The organism is Phytobacter sp. MRY16-398 (assembly GCF_003925915.1).
GTDB classification, from domain to species: Bacteria; Pseudomonadota; Gammaproteobacteria; order Enterobacterales; family Enterobacteriaceae; genus Phytobacter; species Phytobacter diazotrophicus.
In genome coordinates, this window is sequence record NZ_AP018756.1 from 1410453 (window position 1) to 1435069 (window position 24617).

At 55.6% G+C, this 24617-nt stretch carries 20 protein-coding genes; 15 read left to right on the forward strand and 5 right to left on the reverse strand.

Annotated elements, in window-relative coordinates:
* Positions 1 to 35 precede the first annotated feature (35 nt).
* The gene (gene suhB, locus MRY16398_RS06900) at positions 36 to 839 is read right to left on the reverse strand and encodes an inositol-1-monophosphatase (RefSeq protein ID WP_039079650.1); all 804 of its coding nucleotides are present in this window, start codon (positions 837 to 839) and stop codon (positions 36 to 38) included.
* 117 nt (positions 840 to 956) lie between these two features.
* On the opposite strand from suhB, the gene trmJ reads away from it, so the two are divergent.
* The 11 genes from trmJ (at position 957) to sseB (ending at position 9933) form a co-directional block, all read left to right on the forward strand.
* On the forward strand, positions 957 to 1691 hold the full coding sequence (gene trmJ, locus MRY16398_RS06905) for a tRNA (cytosine(32)/uridine(32)-2'-O)-methyltransferase TrmJ (protein ID WP_039079651.1): 735 nt from the start codon (positions 957 to 959) through the stop codon (positions 1689 to 1691).
* Positions 1692 to 1908: 217 nt separating this feature from the next.
* Positions 1909 to 2400 carry a Fe-S cluster assembly transcriptional regulator IscR gene (gene iscR / locus MRY16398_RS06910; protein WP_039079652.1) on the forward strand — a complete coding sequence of 164 codons (492 nt, stop codon included), beginning with the start codon at positions 1909 to 1911 and terminating at the stop codon, positions 2398 to 2400.
* A 242-nt stretch (positions 2401 to 2642) separates the two neighbouring features.
* Entirely contained in the window at positions 2643 to 3857 is a 1215-nt protein-coding gene (gene iscS, locus MRY16398_RS06915) for a cysteine desulfurase (protein WP_039079653.1), read from the forward strand.
* A 27-nt stretch (positions 3858 to 3884) separates the two neighbouring features.
* The gene (gene iscU / locus MRY16398_RS06920; RefSeq protein ID WP_003860661.1) at positions 3885 to 4271 is read left to right on the forward strand and encodes a Fe-S cluster assembly scaffold IscU; all 387 of its coding nucleotides are present in this window, start codon (positions 3885 to 3887) and stop codon (positions 4269 to 4271) included.
* Between the two features lie 13 nt (positions 4272 to 4284).
* The gene (gene iscA / locus MRY16398_RS06925; RefSeq protein ID WP_039079654.1) at positions 4285 to 4608 is read left to right on the forward strand and encodes an iron-sulfur cluster assembly protein IscA; all 324 of its coding nucleotides are present in this window, start codon (positions 4285 to 4287) and stop codon (positions 4606 to 4608) included.
* Positions 4609 to 4730: 122 nt separating this feature from the next.
* Positions 4731 to 5246: a co-chaperone HscB gene (gene hscB, locus MRY16398_RS06930; protein WP_079496154.1), complete on the forward strand. Its 516-nt coding sequence runs from the start codon at positions 4731 to 4733 to the stop codon at positions 5244 to 5246.
* A gap of 18 nt (positions 5247 to 5264) precedes the next feature.
* Complete coding sequence (hscA, locus tag MRY16398_RS06935; protein ID WP_079496155.1) at positions 5265 to 7115, forward strand: Fe-S protein assembly chaperone HscA; 1851 nt, start codon at positions 5265 to 5267, stop codon at positions 7113 to 7115.
* A 1-nt stretch (position 7116) separates the two neighbouring features.
* Positions 7117 to 7452, forward strand: coding sequence for an ISC system 2Fe-2S type ferredoxin (gene fdx / locus MRY16398_RS06940; RefSeq protein ID WP_039079657.1), 336 nt, complete (start codon positions 7117 to 7119; stop codon positions 7450 to 7452).
* Position 7453: 1 nt separating this feature from the next.
* Positions 7454 to 7654, forward strand: coding sequence for a Fe-S cluster assembly protein IscX (iscX, locus tag MRY16398_RS06945; RefSeq protein ID WP_039079658.1), 201 nt, complete (start codon positions 7454 to 7456; stop codon positions 7652 to 7654).
* A gap of 60 nt (positions 7655 to 7714) precedes the next feature.
* Positions 7715 to 9004: an aminopeptidase PepB gene (gene pepB / locus MRY16398_RS06950; protein WP_039079659.1), complete on the forward strand. Its 1290-nt coding sequence runs from the start codon at positions 7715 to 7717 to the stop codon at positions 9002 to 9004.
* 125 nt (positions 9005 to 9129) lie between these two features.
* The gene (sseB, locus tag MRY16398_RS06955) at positions 9130 to 9933 is read left to right on the forward strand and encodes an enhanced serine sensitivity protein SseB (protein WP_071193455.1); all 804 of its coding nucleotides are present in this window, start codon (positions 9130 to 9132) and stop codon (positions 9931 to 9933) included.
* 13 nt (positions 9934 to 9946) lie between these two features.
* On the opposite strand, the gene MRY16398_RS06960 is transcribed toward sseB, so the two are convergent.
* The 4 genes from MRY16398_RS06960 to MRY16398_RS06975 form a co-directional block, all read right to left on the reverse strand.
* Positions 9947 to 10720 carry a MurR/RpiR family transcriptional regulator gene (locus MRY16398_RS06960; RefSeq protein ID WP_071193425.1) on the reverse strand — a complete coding sequence of 258 codons (774 nt, stop codon included), beginning with the start codon at positions 10718 to 10720 and terminating at the stop codon, positions 9947 to 9949.
* Positions 10721 to 11566, reverse strand: a complete 846-nt coding sequence (gene sseA, locus MRY16398_RS06965) for a 3-mercaptopyruvate sulfurtransferase (protein WP_039079789.1) — start codon at positions 11564 to 11566, stop codon at positions 10721 to 10723.
* A gap of 215 nt (positions 11567 to 11781) precedes the next feature.
* Entirely contained in the window at positions 11782 to 13149 is a 1368-nt protein-coding gene (locus tag MRY16398_RS06970) for a 6-phospho-alpha-glucosidase (protein ID WP_125124071.1), read from the reverse strand.
* Positions 13150 to 13161: 12 nt separating this feature from the next.
* The gene (locus MRY16398_RS06975; RefSeq protein ID WP_103245364.1) at positions 13162 to 14706 is read right to left on the reverse strand and encodes a PTS transporter subunit EIIC; all 1545 of its coding nucleotides are present in this window, start codon (positions 14704 to 14706) and stop codon (positions 13162 to 13164) included.
* A 279-nt stretch (positions 14707 to 14985) separates the two neighbouring features.
* Here MRY16398_RS06975 and MRY16398_RS06980 point away from each other — a divergent pair, with 279 nt between their 5' ends.
* The 4 genes from MRY16398_RS06980 (at position 14986) to MRY16398_RS06995 (ending at position 24372) form a co-directional block, all read left to right on the forward strand.
* Complete coding sequence (locus MRY16398_RS06980; protein WP_125124072.1) at positions 14986 to 19947, forward strand: alpha-2-macroglobulin family protein; 4962 nt, start codon at positions 14986 to 14988, stop codon at positions 19945 to 19947.
* A gap of 1 nt (position 19948) precedes the next feature.
* Positions 19949 to 22273 carry a peptidoglycan glycosyltransferase PbpC gene (pbpC, locus tag MRY16398_RS06985; protein ID WP_125124073.1) on the forward strand — a complete coding sequence of 775 codons (2325 nt, stop codon included), beginning with the start codon at positions 19949 to 19951 and terminating at the stop codon, positions 22271 to 22273.
* A 283-nt stretch (positions 22274 to 22556) separates the two neighbouring features.
* The gene (gene ndk / locus MRY16398_RS06990) at positions 22557 to 22988 is read left to right on the forward strand and encodes a nucleoside-diphosphate kinase (protein WP_039079665.1); all 432 of its coding nucleotides are present in this window, start codon (positions 22557 to 22559) and stop codon (positions 22986 to 22988) included.
* Between the two features lie 217 nt (positions 22989 to 23205).
* Positions 23206 to 24372 carry a bifunctional tRNA (adenosine(37)-C2)-methyltransferase TrmG/ribosomal RNA large subunit methyltransferase RlmN gene (locus tag MRY16398_RS06995; protein ID WP_039079666.1) on the forward strand — a complete coding sequence of 389 codons (1167 nt, stop codon included), beginning with the start codon at positions 23206 to 23208 and terminating at the stop codon, positions 24370 to 24372.
* The last annotated feature ends 245 nt before the right edge of the window (positions 24373 to 24617 follow it).

Here is a 24617-nt window from a genome sequence, read left to right on the forward strand (position 1 = left end):
CCGCTTGCAGCCAGGCCGCAAGCGGTTATCAGGCATTAACGCTTGAGCGCGTCGCTCAGCTCTTCGCGCATGTTTGCCAGCATCGCTTTCACGACGCGTGGGTTACCTGCAACGATGTTGCCGGTTGTCATATAGTTATGACCACCGGTGAAATCGCACACCAGGCCGCCTGCTTCACGAACCAGCAGTTCGCCTGCCGCAAAATCCCACGGTTTGAGAGCGATTTCGAAGAAACCGTCAACGCGGCCCGCAGCCACATAGGCCAGGTCCAGCGCAGCAGAACCGGTACGACGGAAATCCGCGCACTCAGTAAACAGTTTGCCAACGATGTTGATGTAGGTCGCCGCGTGTTGCTTGGCTTTGAACGGGAAGCCGGTCGCCAGAATGGTGCCGTCCAGGTCGCGCGCAGTGCTGCCACGCAGACGATAGCCGTTCAATTGCGCGCCCTGACCACGGGTTGCCGTGAAGAGTTCATTACGCATTGGATCGTAAACGACCGCGACTTCGGTGCGGCCTTTAATGCGCACGGCGATAGAAACGGAGAAGTGTGGCAGACGTTTGATGAAGTTGGTGGTGCCATCCAGTGGATCGATAACCCATTGAACATCCTGATCTGTGCCTTCATGCTCACCGCTTTCTTCGGTGATAATGGTGTGTTGCGGGTAAGATTTACGGATAGTGTCGATAATCACTGCTTCTGCAGCTTTATCTACGTTAGTCACGAAATCGTTACTGCCTTTCTGGCTCGCTTCTACAGCGTCCGGGGTTTCATAGTGTTTGGCAATTACATTACCCGCCTTGCGCGCAGCACGCACGGCGATGGTCAGCATCGGATGCATCGGTTTCTCTCACTGGATGTTAAAGAACGGAAAACGGCGCGTATGATAGCAGCGAATTCGGATTATGTCTTCGCTTTATGATAATATGCGCGAATATTCTTTAGCCGTTGAAAAAATATGCTGCAAAATATTCGAATTGTGCTGGTTGAAACCTCTCACACTGGCAACATGGGCTCCGTCGCCCGCGCAATGAAAACGATGGGCTTAACCAACCTCTGGCTGGTGAACCCGCTGGTTAAACCGGACTCCCAGGCAATCGCGCTGGCCGCAGGTGCCAGCGATGTGATTGGCAATGCGCAAATCGTCGATACCCTCGATGAGGCGCTGGCAGGCTGTAGCCTCGTTGTCGGTACCAGCGCCCGCTCGCGTACGCTGCCGTGGCCGATGCTCGACCCGCGTGAGTGCGGCTTAAAAAGCGTTTCCGAGGCACAGCATGCGCCAGTTGCGCTGGTATTTGGTCGCGAACGCGTTGGCCTGACCAATGACGAACTCCAGAAATGCCATTATCACGTCGCCATTGCGGCCAACCCGGAATATAGCTCGCTGAACCTGGCGATGGCGGTTCAGGTGATTGCTTACGAAGTCCGTATGGCGTGGCTGGCGACGCAGGAAAACGACACCACGGAAGAACATGAAGAGACGCCGTATCCGCTGGTAGATGATCTGGAACGTTTCTATGGACACCTGGAAAAGACGCTGCTCTCCACCGGTTTTATCCGTGAAAGCCACCCGGGACAGGTCATGAACAAGTTGCGCCGCCTCTTTACCCGTGCGCGTCCGGAAAGCCAGGAGCTGAATATCCTGCGCGGAATTCTGGCGTCAATTGAGCAGAAAACCCAGGAAAAACAGTAAGGTTACTGTATTTTTTCTTGCGTGTGTCCCGACTGCTTAAGCGGGCGAAGAGTGCCCTTAAGCAAAACGGCACGTAAAGCCAAATACCTGACTAAAACAGTCAAGTAAATAGTTGACCAATTTAGTCAGGAATGTCAGACTTGCCCCTGCTATGCGACATTATTTTAAATTTTAATAAAAACCCCGGGCAGGGGCGAGTCTGAGGCTAAGTTAAGACATGAGACTGACATCTAAAGGGCGTTATGCCGTGACCGCAATGCTGGACGTTGCGCTCAACTCCGAAACGGGCCCGGTACCGTTGGCTGATATTTCCGAACGTCAGGGAATCTCCCTCTCTTATCTGGAACAACTGTTCTCTCGCTTGCGCAAAAATGGCCTCGTGGCCAGCGTGCGTGGCCCGGGCGGCGGTTATCTGCTGGGTAAAGATGCAGGCAGTATCGCTGTTGGTGAAGTGATCAGCGCCGTTGACGAATCTGTTGATGCAACCCGTTGTCAGGGTAAAAGCGGCTGCCAGGGCGGCGACAAGTGCCTGACCCATGCGCTGTGGCGTGACCTGAGCGATCGTCTGACCGGTTTCCTGAACAACATCACCCTGGGTGAGTTGGTCAATAACCAGGAAATCCTCGATGTGTCCGATCGTCAGCATACGCACGAATCCCATCGCACGACCCGTGGTCAGGATGCCATCGACGTTAAGCTGCGCGCATAATTTACCCGTCCTGTTTCGGGGCGCTGCTGCGTTGGCCGCACTTGTTTAACCTGGGCGCTTACTTATGTAAGCTCCTGGGCATTCACAAGCTTGCCGCCTTGCCGCACCGCAAAACAGTTAGGTTAAAACACTATAAGAATTCAGAATCAGGCCGGGGTGATCCGTCATCCCGTATAAACGGTCGTACATCCAACCGGTAGCCTGATTCATTGCATTGAGTGATGTACGGAGTTTATAGAGCAATGAAATTACCGATCTATCTCGATTACTCCGCAACGACGCCGGTGGATCCGCGTGTTGCTGAGAAAATGATGCAGTGTCTGACTCTGGACGGGACTTTTGGTAACCCAGCTTCTCGTTCTCACCGTTTTGGCTGGCAAGCTGAGGAGGCGGTTGATATCGCCCGTAATCAGATTGCTGAGCTGGTTGGTGCCGATCCGCGTGAAATAGTTTTCACCTCTGGCGCGACCGAATCCGATAACCTGGCGATCAAAGGTGCGGCCAACTTCTATCAGAAAAAAGGCAAGCACATCATCACCAGCAAAACCGAACACAAAGCCGTGCTGGACACCTGCCGTCAGCTCGAGCGTGAAGGTTTCGACGTGACCTATCTGGCGCCTCAGCGCAACGGCATCATCGACCTGAAAGAGCTCGAAGCGGCCATGCGTGACGACACCATCCTCGTCTCCATTATGCACGTGAACAACGAAATCGGTGTGGTACAGGATATCGCGACCATCGGCGAAATGTGCCGTGCGCGCGGCATTATCTACCACGTTGATGCGACCCAGAGCGTGGGCAAACTGCCTATCGACCTGAGCCAGTTGAAAGTGGATCTGATGTCCTTCTCCGGCCACAAAATCTATGGCCCGAAAGGGATTGGCGCACTGTATGTGCGTCGTAAACCGCGTATCCGCATCGAAGCACAGATGCACGGCGGCGGTCACGAGCGCGGCATGCGTTCCGGTACCCTGCCAGTACACCAGATTGTCGGCATGGGTGAAGCTTACCGTATCGCCAAAGAAGAGATGGAAACCGAGATGGCGCGTCTGCGCGGTCTGCGTAACCGTCTGTGGGACGGCGTGAAAGATATGGAAGAGGTCTACCTGAACGGCGATCTCGACCAGGGCGCACCGAACATCCTCAACGTCAGCTTTAACTACGTTGAAGGCGAGTCGCTGATCATGGCGCTCAAAGACCTGGCGGTTTCCTCTGGTTCTGCCTGTACTTCGGCGAGCCTGGAGCCCTCTTACGTGCTGCGTGCGCTTGGCATGACTGACGAGCTGGCACACAGCTCTATTCGTTTCTCTTTAGGTCGTTTCACTACCGAAGAAGAGATTGACTACGCCATCAAGCTGGTTCGCAACTCCATTGGTCGTCTGCGCGAACTTTCTCCACTGTGGGAAATGTTCAAACAGGGCGTGGATTTGAACACCATTGAATGGTCACATCACTAATCGGTAGCGGAATCAGGAGAACAGAACATGGCTTACAGCGAAAAAGTAATCGATCACTACGAAAACCCACGCAACGTCGGCTCTTTCGACAACAGTGATGAGAGCGTTGGTAGCGGTATGGTGGGTGCGCCAGCCTGTGGCGACGTAATGAAGTTGCAGATCAAAGTCAACAATGAAGGTATCATTGAGGACGCGCGCTTCAAGACCTACGGTTGCGGTTCGGCAATCGCCTCCAGTTCACTCGTCACCGAGTGGGTAAAAGGCAAGTCCCTGGATGAAGCGCAGGCAATTAAAAACACTGACATTGCCGAAGAGCTGGAATTGCCGCCGGTAAAAATCCACTGCTCTATTCTGGCGGAAGATGCGATTAAGGCCGCAATTGCGGACTACAAAAGTAAACGTGAAGCAAAATAATTGAGGGCATTGTATGTCGATTACCCTGAGCGACAGTGCTGCAACGCGAGTGAATAACTTTTTGGCCAACCGCGGTAAAGGGTTTGGCCTGCGTCTGGGGGTCAGAACCTCTGGTTGTTCTGGCATGGCCTACGTACTGGAATTTGTTGACGAACCCTCGGCGGAAGACACCGTGTTCGAAGATAAAGGTGTGAAGGTCGTTATCGACGGCAAGAGCCTGCAATTCCTTGATGGCACGCAACTGGATTTCGTTAAAGAAGGCCTGAACGAAGGGTTTAAGTTCACCAACCCGAACGTCAAAGACGAGTGCGGTTGCGGCGAAAGCTTTAACGTGTAATTGCATTTCACCGATAAGCCCCACCATAGAAAAGACTCACATCCTTCGCGCTGAGACAGCGTGAAGGACGCAGAGTGTGACTGTGCGTGGGGTTTGTTTTAGCAGGCTATTCCGAGATTGCTATGGATTACTTCACGCTCTTTGGGTTATCCGCCCACTATCAGATTGACATTCAGGCGCTGGCGTCACGTTACCAGGATCTGCAGCGTCAATACCATCCGGATAAATTCGCCAGCGGAACCCAGGCAGAACAACTGGCTGCGCTGCAGCAGTCTGCAACCATCAATCAGGCATGGCAGACGCTGCGTAGCCCGCTGAACCGCGCGGAATATCTCCTTTCACTGCATGGCTTCGATCTCGCCAGCGAACAGCACACGGTGCGCGATACCGCTTTTCTGATGGAACAACTGGAATTGCGCGAAGAGCTTGATGAGATTGAACAGGCGCGGGATCAGGCGCGTCTGGAAAGCTTTAGCAAACGCGTGAAAGGTATGTTTGATTCCCGCCATCAGCAACTGGTCGAACAACTGAATACTGAAACGTGGGATGTCGCGGCGGATACCGTGCGTAAACTGCGTTTTCTCGATAAACTGCGCAGCTCAATAGAACAACTCGAAGAAAAACTGCTCGGTTTTTAATTTTTCTGGAAGCACAAGATGGCCTTATTACAAATTAGTGAGCCTGGTTTGAGTGCCGCGCCGCATCAGCGTCGTCTGGCGGCAGGCATCGATTTAGGCACCACCAATTCTCTGGTTGCTACTGTACGCAGCGGCCAGGCTGAGACCCTTGCCGATAGCGCCGGGCGTCATCTGTTACCTTCGGTTGTGCACTATTCAGCCACCGAACATACCGTGGGTTATGACGCGCGTGCCAACGCCGCACAGGATCCGGTTAATACCATCAGTTCCGTAAAACGTATGCTGGGCCGCGCGCTGAGCGACATCCAGGCTCGTTACCCGCATCTGCCGTATCAATTGCAGGCAAGCGAGAACGGTCTGCCGATGATTGCCACCAGCGCGGGGCTGATAAACCCGATCCGCGTCTCTGCTGATATCCTGAAATCCCTTGCGCTGCGCGCGCAGGAATCCCTGTCTGGCGAGCTGGACGGCGTGGTTATCACCGTTCCGGCATATTTTGATGATGCGCAGCGTCAGGGTACCAAAGATGCCGCGCGCCTGGCGGGCCTGCATGTTCTGCGTTTGCTCAACGAACCGACCGCAGCGGCGATTGCCTATGGCCTGGACTCCGGGAAAGAGGGGGTGATTGCCGTTTACGATCTGGGCGGCGGTACCTTTGATATTTCCATTCTGCGCTTAAGTCGCGGGGTGTTTGAAGTGCTGGCCACCGGCGGTGATTCCGCGCTGGGCGGCGATGACTTTGATCATCTGCTGGCAGATTTTATCCGCGAGCAGGCGAACCTGCCTCAGCATGGCGACAACCGTCTGCAGCGTGAACTGCTTGACGCCGCTATTGCCGCAAAAATTGCGCTGAGCGATGCCGCGTCCGTCACCGTTGAGGTGGCTGGCTGGCAGGGCACAGTGACCCGTGAACAGTTCGAAGCGCTGATTTCGACGCTGGTCAAACGTACCTTGCTTTCTTGCCGTCGCGCGCTGAAAGATGCGGGCGTTGAGCCTAACGAAGTGCTGGAAGTGGTCATGGTGGGCGGCTCCACGCGTGTACCTCTGGTTCGCGAGCAAGTGGGTGAGTTTTTTGGTCGTACGCCGCTGACCTCCATCGACCCGGATAAAGTTGTCGCGATTGGCGCGGCGATCCAGGCCGATATTCTGGTGGGCAATAAGCCAGACAGCGACATGCTGCTGCTGGATGTGATCCCGCTGTCGCTTGGCCTGGAAACCATGGGTGGGCTGGTGGAAAAAGTTATCCCGCGTAATACCACCATTCCGGTGGCGCGTGCGCAGGAGTTCACCACCTTCAAAGATGGTCAAACGGCCATGTCTATCCACGTAATGCAGGGCGAGCGCGAACTGGTGCAGGATTGCCGTTCGCTGGCGCGTTTTGCGCTGCGTGGTATCCCGGCGATGCCAGCGGGTGGTGCCCATATCCGTGTTACTTTCCAGGTGGATGCGGACGGCCTGCTCAGCGTGACGGCGATGGAGAAATCCACCGGCGTTGAAGCGGCTATCCAGGTCAAGCCATCCTACGGTCTGACCGACAACGAAATCGCCACCATGATTAAAGATTCCATGAGCTTCGCTGAGCAGGACGTGAAAGCGCGTATGCTGGCCGAACAAAAAGTGGAAGCAGCCCGCGTACTGGAAAGCCTGAACGGTGCGCTGGCGACAGATGCCGCGCTGTTAAGCGCCGCAGAGCGGACGGTTATCGACGAGGCTATCGCACAGTTAAGTGCGGTTGCTAACGGCGATGATACTGATGCCATCGAACAAGCCATTAAAAATCTAGACAAACAAACCCAGGAATTCGCCGCGCGCCGCATGGATCAATCCGTGCGCACCGCGTTAAAAGGCCATTCCGTCGACGAGGTTTAACATGCCAAAGATCGTTTTTCTGCCTCATCAGGATCTCTGTCCCGATGGCGCAGTTCTGGAAGCTAAGAGCGGCGAGACCATTCTTGATGTAGCCCTGCGTGGCGGTATTGAGATTGAACACGCCTGTGAGAAATCCTGCGCCTGTACCACCTGCCACTGTGTCGTGCGTGAAGGGTTTGATTCGTTGCCGGAAAGCAGCGAAGACGAAGACGACATGCTGGATAAAGCCTGGGGTCTGGAGCCGGAAAGTCGCCTGGGTTGCCAGGCGCGTGTCACCGACGAAGATCTGGTTGTGGAGATCCCGCGTTACACTATCAACCACGCCCGGGAGCATTAATATGGCACTGAAATGGACCGACAGTCGCGAGATCGGCGAGGCGCTGTATGACGCTAACCCGGATCTCGATCCGAGAACTGTCCGCTTCACCGATATGCACCAGTGGATTTGCGATCTGGAAGATTTTGATGACGATCCGAACGCATCGAACGAAAAGATTCTCGAAGCAATTCTGCTAGTCTGGTTAGATGAAGCATCTTGATATCGACGGGCTGCCTTCTGGCGGCCCGTTTTCATATCCCATGCGCTAAAGGACAAAACAATGACAACAGAAGCGATGAAAATTACGCTGACGACCCAGGGCGCAGACGCTCGTTGGGGCGAAAAAGCGCTCTACAGTATTAATAACGACGGCATCACCCTGCACCTGACCGGTAAAGATGACACGGGCTTAATCCAGCGCGCCGCGCGCAAAATTGATGGCATGGGCATAAAGCATGTCGCGCTGAGCGGAGAAGGCTGGAACGCGGATCGCAGTTGGGCGTTCTGGGCTGGTTACAAAGGGCCGAAAGGGACGCGCAATGTTGAGTGGCCGACCTTATCAGAGTCCGATCAAAAAGAGCTCGACAGCCGTCTGAAAACTATCGACTGGGTGCGTGACATCATCAATGCGCCAGCAGAAGATCTCGGGCCGGAACAACTGGCGCAACGCGCTGTGGATCTGCTCAATGACGTGGGCGGCGAGGCGGTCTCTTACCGGATCGTGAAAGGCGAAGATCTGCGCGAAAAAGGGTATATGGGTATCCATACTGTCGGGCGCGGTTCTGAACGTCCCCCGGTACTGCTGTCGCTGGATTATAACCCGACGGGCGATGCAGAAGCGCCAATCTATGCCTGCCTGGTCGGTAAAGGCATTACCTTCGATTCCGGCGGTTATAGCATCAAGCAGACCGCGTTTATGGATTCGATGAAATCCGATATGGGCGGCGCTGCGCTGGTGACCGGCGCACTGGCATTTGCGATTACGCGCGGCCTGAAAAAGCGGGTGAAACTTTACCTGTGCTGCGCGGATAACATGGTCAGCGGCAACGCCTTCAAACTGGGCGATATCATCCGCTACCGCAACGGCAAAACCGTAGAAGTCATGAACACCGATGCGGAAGGGCGTCTGGTGCTGGCAGACGGTCTGATTAATGCCTCCGCGCAGAAACCGCAATTTATCATCGATGCCGCGACCCTGACTGGGGCTGCCAAAACCGCATTGGGTAATGACTATCATGCGCTGTTTAGCTTCGATGACAAACTGGCAAACCGTTTACTGGCCAGCGCTGCGGCGGAAAACGAGCCGTTCTGGCGTTTGCCGCTGGCGGAATTCCACCGTAATCAGCTACCGTCAAACTTTGCCGAGCTGAATAACACCGCTGGCGCGGCGTTCCCGGCAGGGGCAAGCACGGCGGCAGGTTTCCTGTCGCATTTTGTGGAAAATTATCAGCAGGGCTGGCTGCATATCGACTGCTCTGCGACCTATCGTAAAGCGGCGGTGGAGCAGTGGGCTGCGGGTGCGACGGGCCTTGGCGTGCGTGCCATCGCGAATCTGTTGACCGCGAAGTAATTTTCCCCTCATCCTGACCTTCTCCCCAAAGGGACGAGGGGGATTGTACGGTGCAGGCCGTCCCCCTCTCTGTGGGAGAGGGCCGGGGTGAGGGCATCAAACAGCTTAAACGAACAGTAAAATTTATGTCTCATTCAGACCACGATCACGACCATCATCACGAGCCTGAAACTCTCGATAGCCTGCTGGAAAAAGCGGCGACCGAGCCGGCTTATCGCCCGGCATTTTTCCGCAAACTGCTGGAATCCACTGTTTGGGTGCCAGGCACTGCCGCGGAAGATGAAGCCATTGTTGAAGACAGCGCGTTGGATCTACAGCACTGGGAAAAGGACGACGGCCAGTCGGTGATCCCCTTTTTCACCTCCCTCGAAGCCCTGCAGCAGGCGGTGGAAACGGAGCAAGCGTTTGTGGTGATGCCTGCGCGTACGCTATTTGAAATGACGCTCGGTGAGACGCTGTTCCTCAATGCGAAGTTACCGACCGGGAAAGAGCTCACGCCGCGTGAAATCAGCCATCTGGTGGGTAAAGATGACAGTCCGTTAAGCCAGCAGGAAGTGCTGGAAGGCGGCATGTCGCTGCTGCTGTCCGAAGTGGCAGAGCCACCCGCGCAAATGATCGATTCGTTGACCAAATTGTTCTCGACCTTCAACCACGTGAAATGTGCGTATCTTTGCTCTATCAAAGAGAAAAATGATGCCCAGCCGAACCTGCTGATTGGTATTGAAGCCGAAGGCGACATTGAGAGCGTGATTGAGGCGGCAGGCAGTGTGGCAATGGATACCTTACCGGGTGATGAGCCGGTGGATATTTGCCAGGTAGTAAAAGGGGAACACGGGGTCAGCCATTTTATGATTGCCCATATCACCCCCTTCTATGAGCGCCGCTGGGGCAGTTTCCTGCGCGATCTGAAGAACAACCGCATTATCTGATACGTCGACGGGCTTAGCCCGTCGCTTCCAGCAGCAGTAAATCCATCAGTAACACCAGATTCGACTCAAACGACGTTACCCCGGCCGCTTCGGCGGCAAAATGCACCGCTTCGTCATACAACGCAAAATGCAAATCCGCGAGGTTTGCCAGCGTATTCGCCGAGGCGCGAGTAAAGGCGATTACTGTCATACCGACATTCTGTGCAATACGCGCTTTATCCAGAACCTGTTCCGTTTCGCCGCTACGTGAGACGGCGATAAACACCTGGTAACGCGCCGCGTTGCTGAGGAAGATATTACGGCTGTCGCCGGGGCCAGAGATAAATGCCGTCTTGCCCAGCACCTGCAATTTTTTTGTCAGGTATTCCGCAAACAGATATGAAAACCCGGCGCCATAAAGAAAAAAACTCTCTTTCTCGCGCAGTAATGTGACGAACCGTTGGCGTTTTTCCTCGGTTACCCACTGAAAGGTCTGCTGGTAGTTCGCCATAAACTGATGGAAAAGCGCAGGCAGGGTATTACCGTTTCCCGTAACCTGCTCTGGAATATGAGGGGTATCGGCCAGAAGCTGTTTGCAGTGCCAGATAAATTCGCTGTAGCCGCTAAACCCCAGTTTCTGGCATAGCCGCATAATGGTGGCAGTAGAGACAAATGTCGCCGTCGCCAGATCGCGGACGGTGATATTGCCCACCAGCAGCGGGTGATCCGTGAGGTGGGCGAGGACCCGGTATTCGGCGCGGGTAAGAGACTCCCCGCGCGTTAAAAGGGGCGCTAAACGGTTATCCATTTACGCAGGTTCAATCGGCAAGTCGTCGCGCGCGCCCCATTCACTCCAGGAACCATCGTACAACTTCACGTTATTTGCGCCGAGCGTGGTGAGCGCCAGGATGACGACAGTGGCGGTGACACCCGAGCCGCAACTGACAATAATCGGCTCCTGCAGATTAACGCCCTGACGTGTGAAAATGGCCTCCAGCTCGTCTGTCGTTTTTAGTTCACCGTTAACCACCAGATCGCCCCAAGGCACATTCAGCGCGCCGGGAATATGGCCGCGTTTCAGGCCTGCACGCGGTTCATCCACTTCGGCGTTGAAACGGGCCGCCGGGCGGGCATCCACAAGCTGTGCGGTACGCTCGTGGCTGACCAGCAGCACATCGGTCAGGCGTTTAACCAGTGATGGGTCAACTTTCACCTCGAAATCAGATTGCGGCAAGTTGGCGTCACCCTGCTCAAGCGGCAGTTCATCGCGCTGCCAGCCTGCGAATCCGCCTGCCAGAATTGAAACCCGCTCGACACCGAAATAACGCAGCATCCACCAGGCGCGCGGGGCGGAGAAGAGATTGCCTTCGTCATAGACCACTAGATGTTTGTCGTGGCTTACGCCCAGCTCGCGCATGGCGACGGCAAAGGCTTCCGGGCGCGGTAACATGTGCGGCAGCGAAGTGGTGTGATCAGAAAGGGCTTCGATATCAAAAAATACCGCCCCGGGGATGTGCCCGGCGCGGTATTCAGCCGTCATATTACGGGTGTGTTCCTGGCCTGCAGGTGCCATACGGGCATCGATGACCTGAACCTCGGGGTCATCGGCGTGTTCAATCAGCCAGTCGGCTGAGACAAAAAAAGAGGTGGACATGGTTGCCTCCGTGTCATCAACAAGAAACCCGCCATGCTTCAGGCTGCAAGTGTGTTGGCTGGATTCGTTCATCCCGGTCACTTACATCAGTAAGCTTCGGGGATTCTCTCATCTGCCGCCTGCCTGCAACTTGAATTATTCAGGGTATATCCTGAATTGTTAACGTTTTTTCCTGCCCCGACAAGCAACCATCGCAAAAGGCGCGAGTATCCTCGTTATTTTTTTATCGCCCGCCCATTTTCCCAGGCTTTTTGCAGCGCGGGCCAGTATTCGCGATTCGCCGCGATCATTTCATCAAGGATCGCTTTAGCGTGTTGCATGGTGGGCACTGTGCGGTTGAGCGTAAAGGCCTGCAGGGCTTTTTCATAACTACCTTCAATGGTGGCTTCAACCAGCAGTTGTTCCGAAGCCAGTTGCTGCATCAATAACGTTTGATGAAACAACGGCACCGCCCCCATGCGCACCGGCTCCGGTCCGTTTGCCGTGATGTACGCCGGCACTTCTACCATTGCATCGTAGGGGAGGTTCGCAATCGCCCCTTTATTTTCGACGATCACCAGATGGCGCTGACGTAAATCAAAGGCCAGCGAGCAGGCGACATCAACGATAAACGCGCCGTGAACCCCGACATGAAACGCATCCGGTAAGACGCCGGTACGTTGATACTCCAGGGCTGCGGCAAACAGCTTTTTCTCCCTGCCGTTCATCACCTCATTGGCGCGAGTATAGTTGGGATCCTGATGTTCAACAATTTCGTTGGGCATCAGGTAGTACTGGAGATAGGGGTTCGGCAGATATTCCGGGAAATGATCCATCAGCGGTTTAATATTGCGCCATGTTTTTACCCACGACGGATCCGAGTGTTGCGGATCGGTCTGCGCAGCATCTTCGGTGAGCAGGCCAAAGCGGGCAATGTGTTCACGCAGTTGAGGCAGTCTGTCTTCACCATCAACAAGCACGCGGGTAAACCAGCCAAAATGGTTCAGGCCGAAGTAATCTACCTCCAGTTTGTGGCGATCAACGCCGAGGATCGCCCCCATATTGCGCATCGCCGCCACCGGCATATCGCAAATATTGAGCACGCGGGCGTCCGGACGCAGACGACGTACCCCTTCGGCAACAATTGCAGCGGGGTTGGAATAATTCACAATCCATGCACGTTTATCGGCATAGCGCTCGACCAGGTCAATGAGTTCCACCATTGGCAGAATGGTGCGCAGACCGTACGCCAGGCCGCCAGGTCCACAGGTTTCCTGACCCACCACACCATGACGCAGCGGGATTTTCTCATCCTGCTCGCGCATTTTGTACTGGCCGACACGCATCTGGGCGAAGACGAAGTGGGCACCGCTAAAGGCCGCCTCCGGGTCGCTGGTGACGGTAAACTTGATGCTCTGGCTGTGGTCACGAATCACTTTTTCCACCACTGGCGCAATGGTGCTCTGTCGGGCTACGTCAATGTCATAGAGGCGAATTTCCGCCAGCGGGAAATCCTCCAGACGCACCATCAGGCTTTTGACAATCCCTGGCGTGTAGGTGCTGCCGCCACCGGCGATAGAGAGAATAAATGGGGGTTTCAACATCTTTAGTCTCCTTTAGAGAAACGCCTCAACGGCTTCTCGCATTTTTTTGACATGCAGCCCGTAGACCACCTGAACGTTATTGCCTTGTTTGATGACCGCTTTCGCGCCTGTTGCTTTCAGGCGAGGTTCATCAATGGTGGCGACATCTTTCACCGTGACGCGCAGACGGGTATAGCAGTTGTCTACCACCTCGATGTTGCCGCGTCCGCCAAGTCCTTCGATAATCGCCTCGCCCAGCCCGTCGTTGTTGCCTTTGGCCTGGTAATCCTGCTTGCTGTACAAACGCGTCTCTTCGTCGTCGGTTTCCCGGCCTGGCGTCTTCATGTCGAAACGCAAAATCAGGAAACGGAAAATAATGAAGTAGAGGGCGAACATAATCAGCCCGACCACGATGTACATCGGCCAGTTCGACTTCACAGTGCCGAGCGGCAGGTTATAGAGAATGAAATCAATGATGCCGTTTGCGCCGATGGCATGGACGCCAAGCAGCGAGAAAAGCATCATGCCGATGCCGGTCAGCACCGCGTGCACCACGAACAGCAGGGGTGCGACGAACAGAAAAGAAAACTCAAGCGGTTCGGTCACCCCAACCAGAAGGGAGGTGAGCGCTGCGGGGATAAGAATCGCTTTCGCCGCCGCTTTGCGTTCGGGCCTGGCGGTCAAATACATGGCCAGTGCGGCGGCGGGCAGGCCGAACATTTTGCTGATGCCACGCGCATCCCAGACCACTGTGCTGCTCAGTTGTTTCACGTCCGGGCAGGCCATTTCGGCAAAATAGATATTGCGCGCGCCCTGGTACATCGAGCCGCACACCTCCTGCGTACCGCCCAGTTCGGTATATAAAAATGGCGTGTAGACCAGGTGATGCAGGCCCGTGGGAACCAGAATGCGCTCCAGGAAGCCATAAATGGCCACGCCGAATGGCCCGGCACCTTTAATGGCCATTGCCAGTGTGCTGATGCCATGCTGGGCGAAAGGCCACAGCTCGCTCATGACAACGCCCAGCACCATAGAGACAGGGAGCATGATGATGGCGACAAAGCAGTGGCCGGAATAGATAGCCATCGCCCCGGAAAACTGTACGCCGGAATACTTGTTGTACAGATATCCCGATAGCGCGCCGGTGAGGATCCCAGCGAAGACCCCCATCTCCAGCACCTGTACACCCAGCACCATACTTTGGCCTGCGGCTTTCATCTGATCGGCCGCTGCCAGCCCGCCCTGCATCTGCAAGGTGACATTCATGGCATTGATAAACACGATAAAGGTGACCAGACCAATGAGCGCGGCATAGCCTTTATCGCGTGCGGCGAGACCAACGGGAATGCCGACTGCAAACACCAGCGCCAGATTTGCCAACACGGAGACGGCGGATTTAGCAATCAGTTGCCCGGTATGTTGAATCAGCGGATGACCGAGAAACGGCAGGTACTCTGCCAGGTTGCCGTTGCCAAAAATATTTCCGAAGGCGATAAACAAGCCGACAATCGGCAAAATCAGCACCGGACCAAAGAGGGACTTCCCGAAATTTTGTAGGGCGTTAACGGCTCTGCTCATAACGTTCTCTCTTATATGAACCGCAAAAAAGGGGGTGAAGATGCATTAACGTTAGCAGGTGTACGCAAAAGTAAGCTACCTATCTTATTGTTTTAAAAACAAATGACCTGAAAGGTAACATGTAACGTTACGACCTGTGATCGCGGTAACATGACTGATCGAACCGGCTAAACGCAGCGAAGCGCTTTCCAGATTCTGGGAGGGTGTTTGTAATCGGCAAAGTCACGCATAATACTTACGCTTAACGAATTAACAGGCTTTGTGGGCCAGGGATAAAGGATGAAACTGAAACGTTCGACGGCGATCGCTATCGCCTTCTTTAGTGCGTTCATATTGGCAGGTTGTGATAACAACGATAAACCTCAGGAAGCGCAGGCCGCTCCGGCGGCAGCCGCGCCAGCCGCGAGTCAAACGCCACCCGCGACAAAACCGGATGGCGAAAAACTCAAACAACTGGCGGCGAGCAGTGAAGGCAAGCCGTTAACGCTGGTAGATGCCTCAGAGGTCCAGCTTGAGGGCGCGGCCGCCCTGGTGTTGACCTTTTCCGTTCCGCTCGATCCGGATCAGAACTTTGCCCAGACTGTCCACGTGGTGGATAAAAAGAATGGCAAAGTCGACGGGGCATGGGAACTCTCCACAAACCTGAAAGAACTTCGCCTGCGTCACCTTGAACCCAACCGCGAACTGTTGGTATCCGTTGACCGCGGGCTGGTGGCGCTTAATAAAGCCACTTTTGGTATTGATTACGAAAAGGCGATTACCACCCGTGATATTCAGCCTACCGTTGGCTTTGCCAGCCGTGGTTCTTTACTGCCTGGAAAAGTGGTGGAAGGGCTGCCGGTTATGGCGCTTAACGTCAATAATGTGGACGTTAACTTCTACCGCGTGAAGCCGGAATCGCTGGCGGCTTTCGTTAGCCAGTGGGAATACCGCAACGCGCTGACCAACTGGGAGTCGGACAATTTGCTGAAAATGGCCGATCTGGTTTACACCGGTCGGTTTGACCTCAATCCGGCACGTAACACCCGCGAAAAACTTCTGCTTCCGCTGGGGGAAATCAAGCTCCTACAGCAGGCCGGAGTCTATATCGCCGTTATGAACCAGGCGGGGCACTATAGCTATAGCAATGCGGCGACCCTTTTTACGCTGAGTAATATTGGCCTGTCCGCCCACCGTTACCATAACCGGTTAGATATTTTCACCCAGGGCCTCGAAAATGGTGCGGCGCAATCGGGCGTCGATGTTGTCCTGCTGAACGATAAAGGCCAGACGCTGGCGCAGGCGACCAGCGATGCACAGGGGCATGCCACGCTGACCACGGACAAAGAAGCGGCACTGATTCTGGCGCGTAAAGACGGCGAAACAACCTTGCTCGACTTGCAGCTTCCTGCCCTCGATCTGGCGGAATTTGCGATTGCCGGTGATCCGGGTTACAGCAAGCAATTCTTTATGTTTGGTCCGCGCGATCTCTACCGCCCCGGCGAAACCGTGATCGTAAATGCTCTGCTGCGTGACAGCGACGGTAAACCGCTCGCCGATCAGCCCGTGAAGCTTGAGGTGGTCAAACCGGATGGTCAGGTGATGCGTACCGTGGTAAGCCAGCCGACAAACGGTCTGTACCATTTTACCTACGCCCTGGATGCTAGCGCGCAGACCGGTACATGGTCGATTCGCGCCAATACCGGGGATAACCAACTGCGTAGCTGGTCTTTCCATGTAGAAGACTTTATGCCAGAACGCATGGCGTTGAATCTGAGCCCTCAACCGACACCGCTTAAGGCCGATGAGGATGTAGATTTCAACGTCGCTGGCTATTACCTGTACGGCGCGCCGGCCAACGGCAATACCCTGCAGGGCCAGCTCTATTTGCGCCCTTTACGCGAAGCGGTAAAAGCGCTGCCAGGTTTTCAGTTTGGCGACATTGCCGATGAAAATCTGACGCGTACCCTGGATGAAGTGCATCTGACACTGGATGAAAAAGGCCATGGCCAGGTTACAGCCCCCAGCCAGTGGCAGGATACGCACTCACCGTTGCAGGTTATTTTGCAGGCAAGCCTGCTTGAATCGGGCGGTCGTCCGGTCACGCGTCGTGCTGAACAGGCTATCTGGCCTGCGCCTGTGCTGCCGGGTATCCGTCCGCAGTTTGCCTCGAAGGCGGTTTACGATTACCGCACCGATACCACCGTCAACCAGCCGATTGTTGATGAAAATGGTAATGCCGGTTTTGACATTGTCTATGCCGATGCGCAGGGCGTGAAAAAAGCGGTTTCTGGCCTGCAGGTCCGATTGATTCGCGAACGTCGCGACTACTACTGGAACTGGTCGGAGAGCGAAGGCTGGCAGTCACAGTTTGATCAAAAAGATCTGGTAGAGAATGAGCAGACGCTGGATCTCGCCGCTGACGAAACCGGGAAAATTACCGTACCGGTAGAGTGGGGCTCATATCGCCTGGAAGTCAAAGCGCCTGATGAAAGCGTCAGTAGCGTCCGTTTCTGGGCCGGTTATAGCTGGCAGGATAACAGCGACGGCACCGGGGCCGCACGCCCTGACCGCGTCACCATGAAGCTGGACAAACCCGCCTATCAGCCGGGCGATACCATTAAGCTGCACATCACCGCACCGGCGGCAGGCAAAGGCTATGCCATGATTGAGTCCAGCGAAGGGCCGTTGTGGTGGCAGGAAATCGATGTGCCCGCGACAGGGCTGGATCTCTCTATTCCGGTGGATCAGAAATGGCGTCGCCATGACCTCTACCTGAGCACGCTGGTAGTGCGTCCGGGGGATAAGTCCAAATCGGCAACGCCGAAACGCGCCGTGGGCTTGCTCCATCTGCCGATGGGGGATGAAAACCGCCGCCTCTCCGTGGCCCTGGAAAGTCCGCAAAAAATGCGTCCGAACCAGCCGCTGACGGTCAAGGTGAAGGCCAGCCTGAAAAACGGCACCGTGCCAAAACAGGTCAACGTGCTGGTTTCCGCAGTAGATAGCGGAGTGTTGAATATCACGGATTATGTTACGCCAGACCCGTGGGAAGCCTTCTTTGGGCAAAAACGCTATGGCGCCGATATCTATGACATCTATGGTCAGGTGATTGAAGGGCAGGGGCGTCTTGCCGCGTTACGTTTTGGTGGTGATGGTGACGAGCTCAACCGTGGCGGCAAGCCACCGGTTAACCATGTCACCATCATTGCCCAACAGGCGCAGCCGGTTACGCTGGACGACAAGGGTGAAGGCACGGTTACGCTGCCAATTGGCGACTTTAACGGTGAACTGCGCGTAATGGCGCAGGCCTGGACCGCGGAAGACTTCGGTAACAGCGAAAGCAAAGTGATTGTCGCCGCACCGGTGATTACCGAGCTCAACACGCCTCGCTTCCTGGCTGGTGGCGATACCAGCCGCCTGACGCTCGATATTACCAACCTCACCGATAAGCCGCAGACGCTGAATGTTGCGCTGGCGGCAAAAGGCTTACTGGCGCTGGAAAGCGAGCAACCGAAGCCGGTGAACGTAGCGCCAGGAGCGCGGATGACGCTCTTTATTCCGGTACGCGCGCTGGACGGTTATGGCGATGGCGAAGTGACGGCTGCCATTTCAGGCCTGACGCTGCCGGGGGAAACCTTCGCGACGCAGACTAAATCGTGGAAAATCGGTGTGCGTCCGGCTTACCCGGCACAGACTATCAGCAGCGATGTCATGCTCTATCCGCATGAGACCTGGAATGCACCGGCTGAGCATACGAAACGTATTTCGCCAGTAGCCCTGCAGGGGCAGTTGTTGCTGAGCGGACGTCCTTCACTCAACATCGCCCGTTACATTCAGGAGTTGAAAGCCTACCCGTACGGATGCCTTGAGCAGACGGCGAGCGGGCTGTTCCCGTCGTTGTATACCAATGCGGCTCAGCTTAAGGCGATGGGTATCAAGGGCGACAGCGATGAACAGCGCCGTGCGGCGGTGGAGATCGGTATTGCCCGCTTGCTGCAAATGCAGCGTGATGACGGTGGCTTCTCGTTATGGGATAAAAACGGGCCGGAAGAGTACTGGTTGTCCGCCTACGTGACTGACTTCCTGGTCCGCGCCTCAGAGCAGGGTTACAGCGTGCCGGTGGAGGCGCTGAATAATGCCAATAGCCGTCTGCTGCGTTACTTGCAGGACCCGGCGGTGATGGCTGTGCGTTACAGCGACGATGTCCAGGCGACAAAATTTGCGGCGCAAAGCTATGCGGCGCTGGTGCTTGCACGTCAGCAGAAAGCCCCACTCGGCGCGCTGCGCGAACTGTGGCAGCGTCATGCGCAGGCGAAAGCGGGTCTGCCTCTGCTGCAACTGGGGGTGGCACTCAAGCTGATGGGCGATGCTCCGCGCAGTGAACAGGCACTGGCGCTGGCGTTAACTACACCGCGTGCGAAAGCGCAGCGCTGGATGGCGGATTACGGTAGCGAACTGCGTGATAACGCGCTGATGCTGTCGCTGCTGGAAGAAAACTCGCTGTTGCCGGATGCGCAGAACAAGTTGCTGACCACCTTGTCTGAACAGGCCTATGGCCAACGCTGGCTCTCCACGCAGGAAAGCAATGCGCTTTATCTGGCGGGGCGTCATTTGCAGAACTTGCCGGGGACATGGCAGGCACAGACCTCCCTGACCAGTGAAGAGCTGAAAGGCGACAAACCGCAAACCCGTGAACTCAACGCGGACCAGATGACGGCGCTGACGGTGACAAACACCGGTGAAAGCCCGATGTGGCTGCGTCTCGACAGTACAGGGTATCCGGAGTACACCCCGGCACCGGCCAGCAATGTCCTGAATATCGAACGGCAGATCCTTGGTACCGATGGGCAGACAAAATCACTGGCCTCGCTGAAAAGCGGCGAACTGGTGCTGGTCTGGCTTGAAGTCCGCGCCAGCCACAACGTGCCAGATGCGCTGGTGGTTGACCTTCTGCCAGCCGGACTGGAACTGGAAAACCAGAATCTGGCCAGCAGCAGCGCGAGCCTGCAGGATAGCGGCAGCGAAGTGCAGGAACTCCTTAACCGTATGCAGCAGGCTGATATTGCCCATATGGAATTCCGCGATGATCGCTTTGTCGCCGCCGTCTCCGTTAGCGAAGGGCAGCCAGTCACGCTGGTTTACCTTGCGCGTGCGGTAACGCCGGGAACCTATCAACTGCCGATGCCGCAGGTGGAGTCTATGTATGTGCCGCAGTGGCGGGCAACAGGGGCCGCAAGCGGTCCGTTGATCGTTCGCCCATAGCATGAATACAGGGCGCACCTGGCGCTCCCGCGGGCTTTGGCTTGCGGGAGCGTTTCTTCTTATTCCGTTGGTGCTTTTTATCGCCGACAAACTCTGGCCGCTGCCTCTAAAAGAGGTCAACCCGGCGCGCGTCGTTGTGGCGGAGGATGGCACGCCGCTCTGGCGCTTCGCTGATGCCGAGGGGATCTGGCGCTATCCGGTGGCGATAGAAGATGTCTCTCCGCGCTATTTACAGGCGCTTATCGAATACGAGGACCGCTGGTTCTGGAAGCACCCTGGCGTAAACCCGCTTTCGGTCGCCCGTGCTGCATGGCAGGACCTGCTGGCTGGCAGAGTTATTTCTGGCGGCAGTACGCTCACTATGCAGGTTGCGCGTCTGCTCGATCCCCATCCGCGTACCTTTGGCGGTAAAGTGCGCCAGTTATGGCGGGCGTTGCAACTGGAGTGGCATCTCTCCAAGCGCGACATTCTGACGCTCTATCTCAACCGTGCCCCGTTTGGCGGTACGTTGCAGGGCGTTGGGGCGGCAAGCTGGGTTTATCTGGGCAAATCTCCCGCGCAGCTCAGCTATGCAGAGGCGGCACTGCTGGCTGTCTTACCACAGGCACCGAGTCGCCTGCGCCCTGACCGCTGGTCGGAGCGTGCGCAGGCGGCGCGGGATAAAGTACTGGATCGCATGGTCTCGCAGGGTGTGTGGAGCCAAAAACAGGTAGCGGAGTCGCGCGAAGAGCCGGTCTGGCTGGCACCGCGTCAGATGCCGCAACTCGCGCCCCTCTTCTCCCGTTATATGTTGAGCAAAGACCCGGGCCTCAAAATTACCACCACACTTGATGCCAGCCTCCAGCGTCAGCTTGAAGACCTGGCCGCTGGCGTGAAATCTCGTCTGCCCCAGCGTAGCTCGCTGGCGATCATCGTTGTCGACCATACGGACATGAAAGTCCGCGGCTGGGTGGGGTCGGTGGACATTAATGACGACAACCGTTTTGGCCATGTCGATATGGTCAGTGCCATCCGCTCGCCGGGTTCGGTGTTAAAACCCTTCATTTATGGCCTGGCGATGGATGAAGGTCTGATTCATCCCGCCTCGTTACTACAGGATGTGCCACGGCGAACGGGGGACTATCGTCCCGGTAATTTTGACAGCGGTTTTCACGGACCGGTCAGCATGAACGAGGCGCTGGTTCGCTCACTTAACCTTCCGGCGGTACAGGTTCTGGAGGCCTACGGGCCGAAGAAATTTGCCGCTACGCTGCGCAATGCCGGGTTGCCGCTTAAATTGCCGGAAGGCGCGGAGCCGAACCTGTCACTTATTCTGGGTGGGGCAGGCGCCCGTCTGGCGGATATCACCGCAGCGTATAGTGCCTTTGCGCGCCACGGCAAGGCCGGGCAATTACGCTTTCAGCCAGACGATCCGTTGATGGAAAGAACGCTGATGTCGCCGGGCGCGGCGTGGATTATTCGCCGCATTCTTGCCGGAGAAGCGCAGCCGTTACCGGACAGCGCGCTCCCGCAAGTGGTGCCGCTGGCCTGGAAAACCGGCACCAGCTACGGTTATCGTGACGCCTGGGCCATTGGGTTGAATAGCCGCTATGTGATTGGCGTCTGGACGGGCAGGCCGGACGGCACACCGGTTGCGGGCCAGTTTGGTTTCGCCAGCGCAGTGCCATTGCTCAATCAGGTGAACAATATGCTGCAGCCTCGTTCCGCGCTGGAGCTGGCGCGTTTACCGCAGGATCCGCGCCCGGAATCGGTCAGCCGCGATGTCATCTGCTGGCCTGGCGGGCAGAGCCTACCGGAAGGTGACAGCAATTGTCGCCGCCGTCTGGCAACCTGGCTTCTGGATAACAGCCAGCCACCCACGATGCTGATGGCGGAACAAGAAGGGGCGCGCGGCATTCGTTTCCCGGTGTGGGTTAACGCGCAGGGACAACGTGTTGCGCCAGATTGTCCCGATGCGCAGCAACGCACAATCATCGTCTGGCCTTTACCGCTGGAACCCTGGTTACCTGATGGCGAGCGCCGGGCGGCAAGATTACCTCCGCGCTCGAAAACCTGTCCTCCGCGCGATGAGAACGCGCCGCCGCCGCTGTTGCTCTCGGGGATCCGCGATGGCGCAGTGATCAAACGGTTACCGGGGCGCTCGCAGGCAACGTTGCCGCTACAGGCCACCGGTGGCGAAGGGCGACGCTGGTGGTTTTTAAACGGAGAGCCGCTGGACGGTCATGATCAACTATCAAGCCTTAACCTTGATAAAAGCGGTCAGTATCAGTTACTGGTGATGGATGACGCCGGGCAGGTCGCGGCGGTAGAGTTCGCAGTGCAATAACGCAACACATATACGCATCCTTTTTCACGCTGCCTTTGTGTTGGTTGTACGTGTACACCCCGGTGACTGATTTATGTAAGTACCGGGGATGCCTGCGCTTGCCGCCTTGATGTAACCTGAATAATGTGGTGAAGAGACGTTTTGGTGAATGGTGTTGCTGAAACTCGTCTTATTTTAAAAAAATGTTACCTTTATCCATAGGCAATGCCCGCGTTGCTCTTTATAATCCGCGCCAGGTCATACGTATGTATGTACGACAACAGAACAACTTACAGGGGTTAACATGGCTATTGAACGTACTTTTTCCATCATCAAGCCGAACGCGGTGGCAAAAAACGTTATTGGTAGTATTTTCGCGCGTTTTGAATCTGCTGGTTTCAAGATTGTTGGCACGAAAATGCTGCATCTGTCCGTTGAGCAGGCTCGTGGTTTCTACGCTGAGCACGAAGGCAAACCGTTCTTCGACGGCCTGGTTGAGTTCATGACCTCCGGCCCGATCGTGGTCTCCGTACTGGAAAGCGAAAACGCGGTGCAGCGTCACCGTGACCTGCTGGGTGCCACTAACCCGGCTAACGCGCTGGCAGGTACTCTGCGCGCTGATTATGCTGACAGCTTCACCGAGAACGGCACCCACGGTTCCGATTCTCTGGAATCTGCGGCGCGCGAAATCGCCTATTTCTTCGGCGAAGGCGAAGTTTGCCCACGCACTCGCTAATTTCCGCGGCCTTACGCACCCTGTTGTGCGAAGCCCATCGGAAATTGTAAGCAGATTTACACTTTATTTTGCCAATGCCGCGCGCAGTCGTGGCATCTGCACAGCAGAATTTGTACAATGCAGCGCCCCGTGAATTGCAACATGCATTCCCGGGGCGCTTCTTTTTTCAACCCTCCAGGGGCCATAACGTGTAATAACGAGGCCGGAATAAACAACTATGTCTGAACAGATTGTCACGCCTGAGAACGTCGCACTGACGGTTCCCAATAAAGATGCAAAAATCAACCTGCTGGATCTGAATCGTCAGCAGATGCGCGAGTTTTTCAAAAACTTAGGCGAAAAACCCTTCCGCGCCGATCAGGTGATGAAGTGGATGTACCACTATTGCAGCGACGATTTTGATGAGATGACCGACATCAATAAAGTGCTGCGTAATAAGCTCAAAGAGGTCGCGGTAATCCGCGCTCCTGAAGTGGTGGAAGAGCAACGTTCCTCCGATGGCACCATCAAATGGGCGATTGCCGTAGGCGATCAGCGCGTTGAAACGGTATACATTCCGGAAGACGATCGCGCCACGCTGTGCGTTTCCTCACAGGTTGGCTGTGCGCTGGAGTGTAAATTCTGCTCCACGGCGCAACAGGGCTTCAACCGTAACCTGAAAGTGTCAGAGATTATTGGCCAGGTCTGGCGCGCGGCGAAAATTATCGGTGCGGTTAAAACGACCGGCGTACGTCCTATCACTAACGTGGTGATGATGGGCATGGGCGAACCGCTGCTGAACCTGACTAACGTGGTGCCGGCAATGGAAATCATGCTGGATGACTTTGGTTTTGGCTTGTCCAAACGTCGCGTTACGCTGTCGACTTCTGGCGTGGTTCCTGCGCTGGATAAGCTGGGTGACATGATTGATGTTGCGCTGGCTATTTCACTGCATGCGCCGAACGATACCATTCGTGACGAAATTGTGCCGATCAACAAAAAGTACAATATTGCGACTTTCCTCGAATCGGTTCGCGGCTACATTTCGAAGTCCAATGCCAACCAGGGGCGCGTGACCATTGAATACGTCATGCTCGACCATGTGAACGATGGCACTGAGCATGCGCATGAGCTGGCGGCCTTGCTGAAAGACACGCCGTGCAAGATCAACCTGATTCCGTGGAACCCGTTCCCGGGCGCGCCGTATGGTCGCAGCTCGAACAGCCGTATCGACCGTTTCTGTAAAGTGCTGATGAGCTATGGCTTCACCACTATCGTGCGTAAAACACGTGGTGATGACATTGACGCGGCATGTGGTCAGTTGGCTGGTGATGTTATTGACCGTACGAAACGGACGATGCGTAAACGTATGCAGGGTGAGCCGATTTCGATTAAAGCGGTTTAGTGTTCTGGCGTCGCGGCAGGCTTCTGTGTCGCGACGCATAAATATGCTGATTTAATCGCCTGATTATAGTTGTGCAATCAATAATTACTGTGCGTTTCTCTCGACTTTAAGGCAGTATGTAGCGATGGAACAACAGCTTAGCAAAAGTACGAAAAGCTGTTCTGTTATGACCGGCCTGACAGTCTTATACTGTCGGTCTAAATTTAACTGACCCTGACATTTCGCGGCGCGCCCAGGCAATGCTT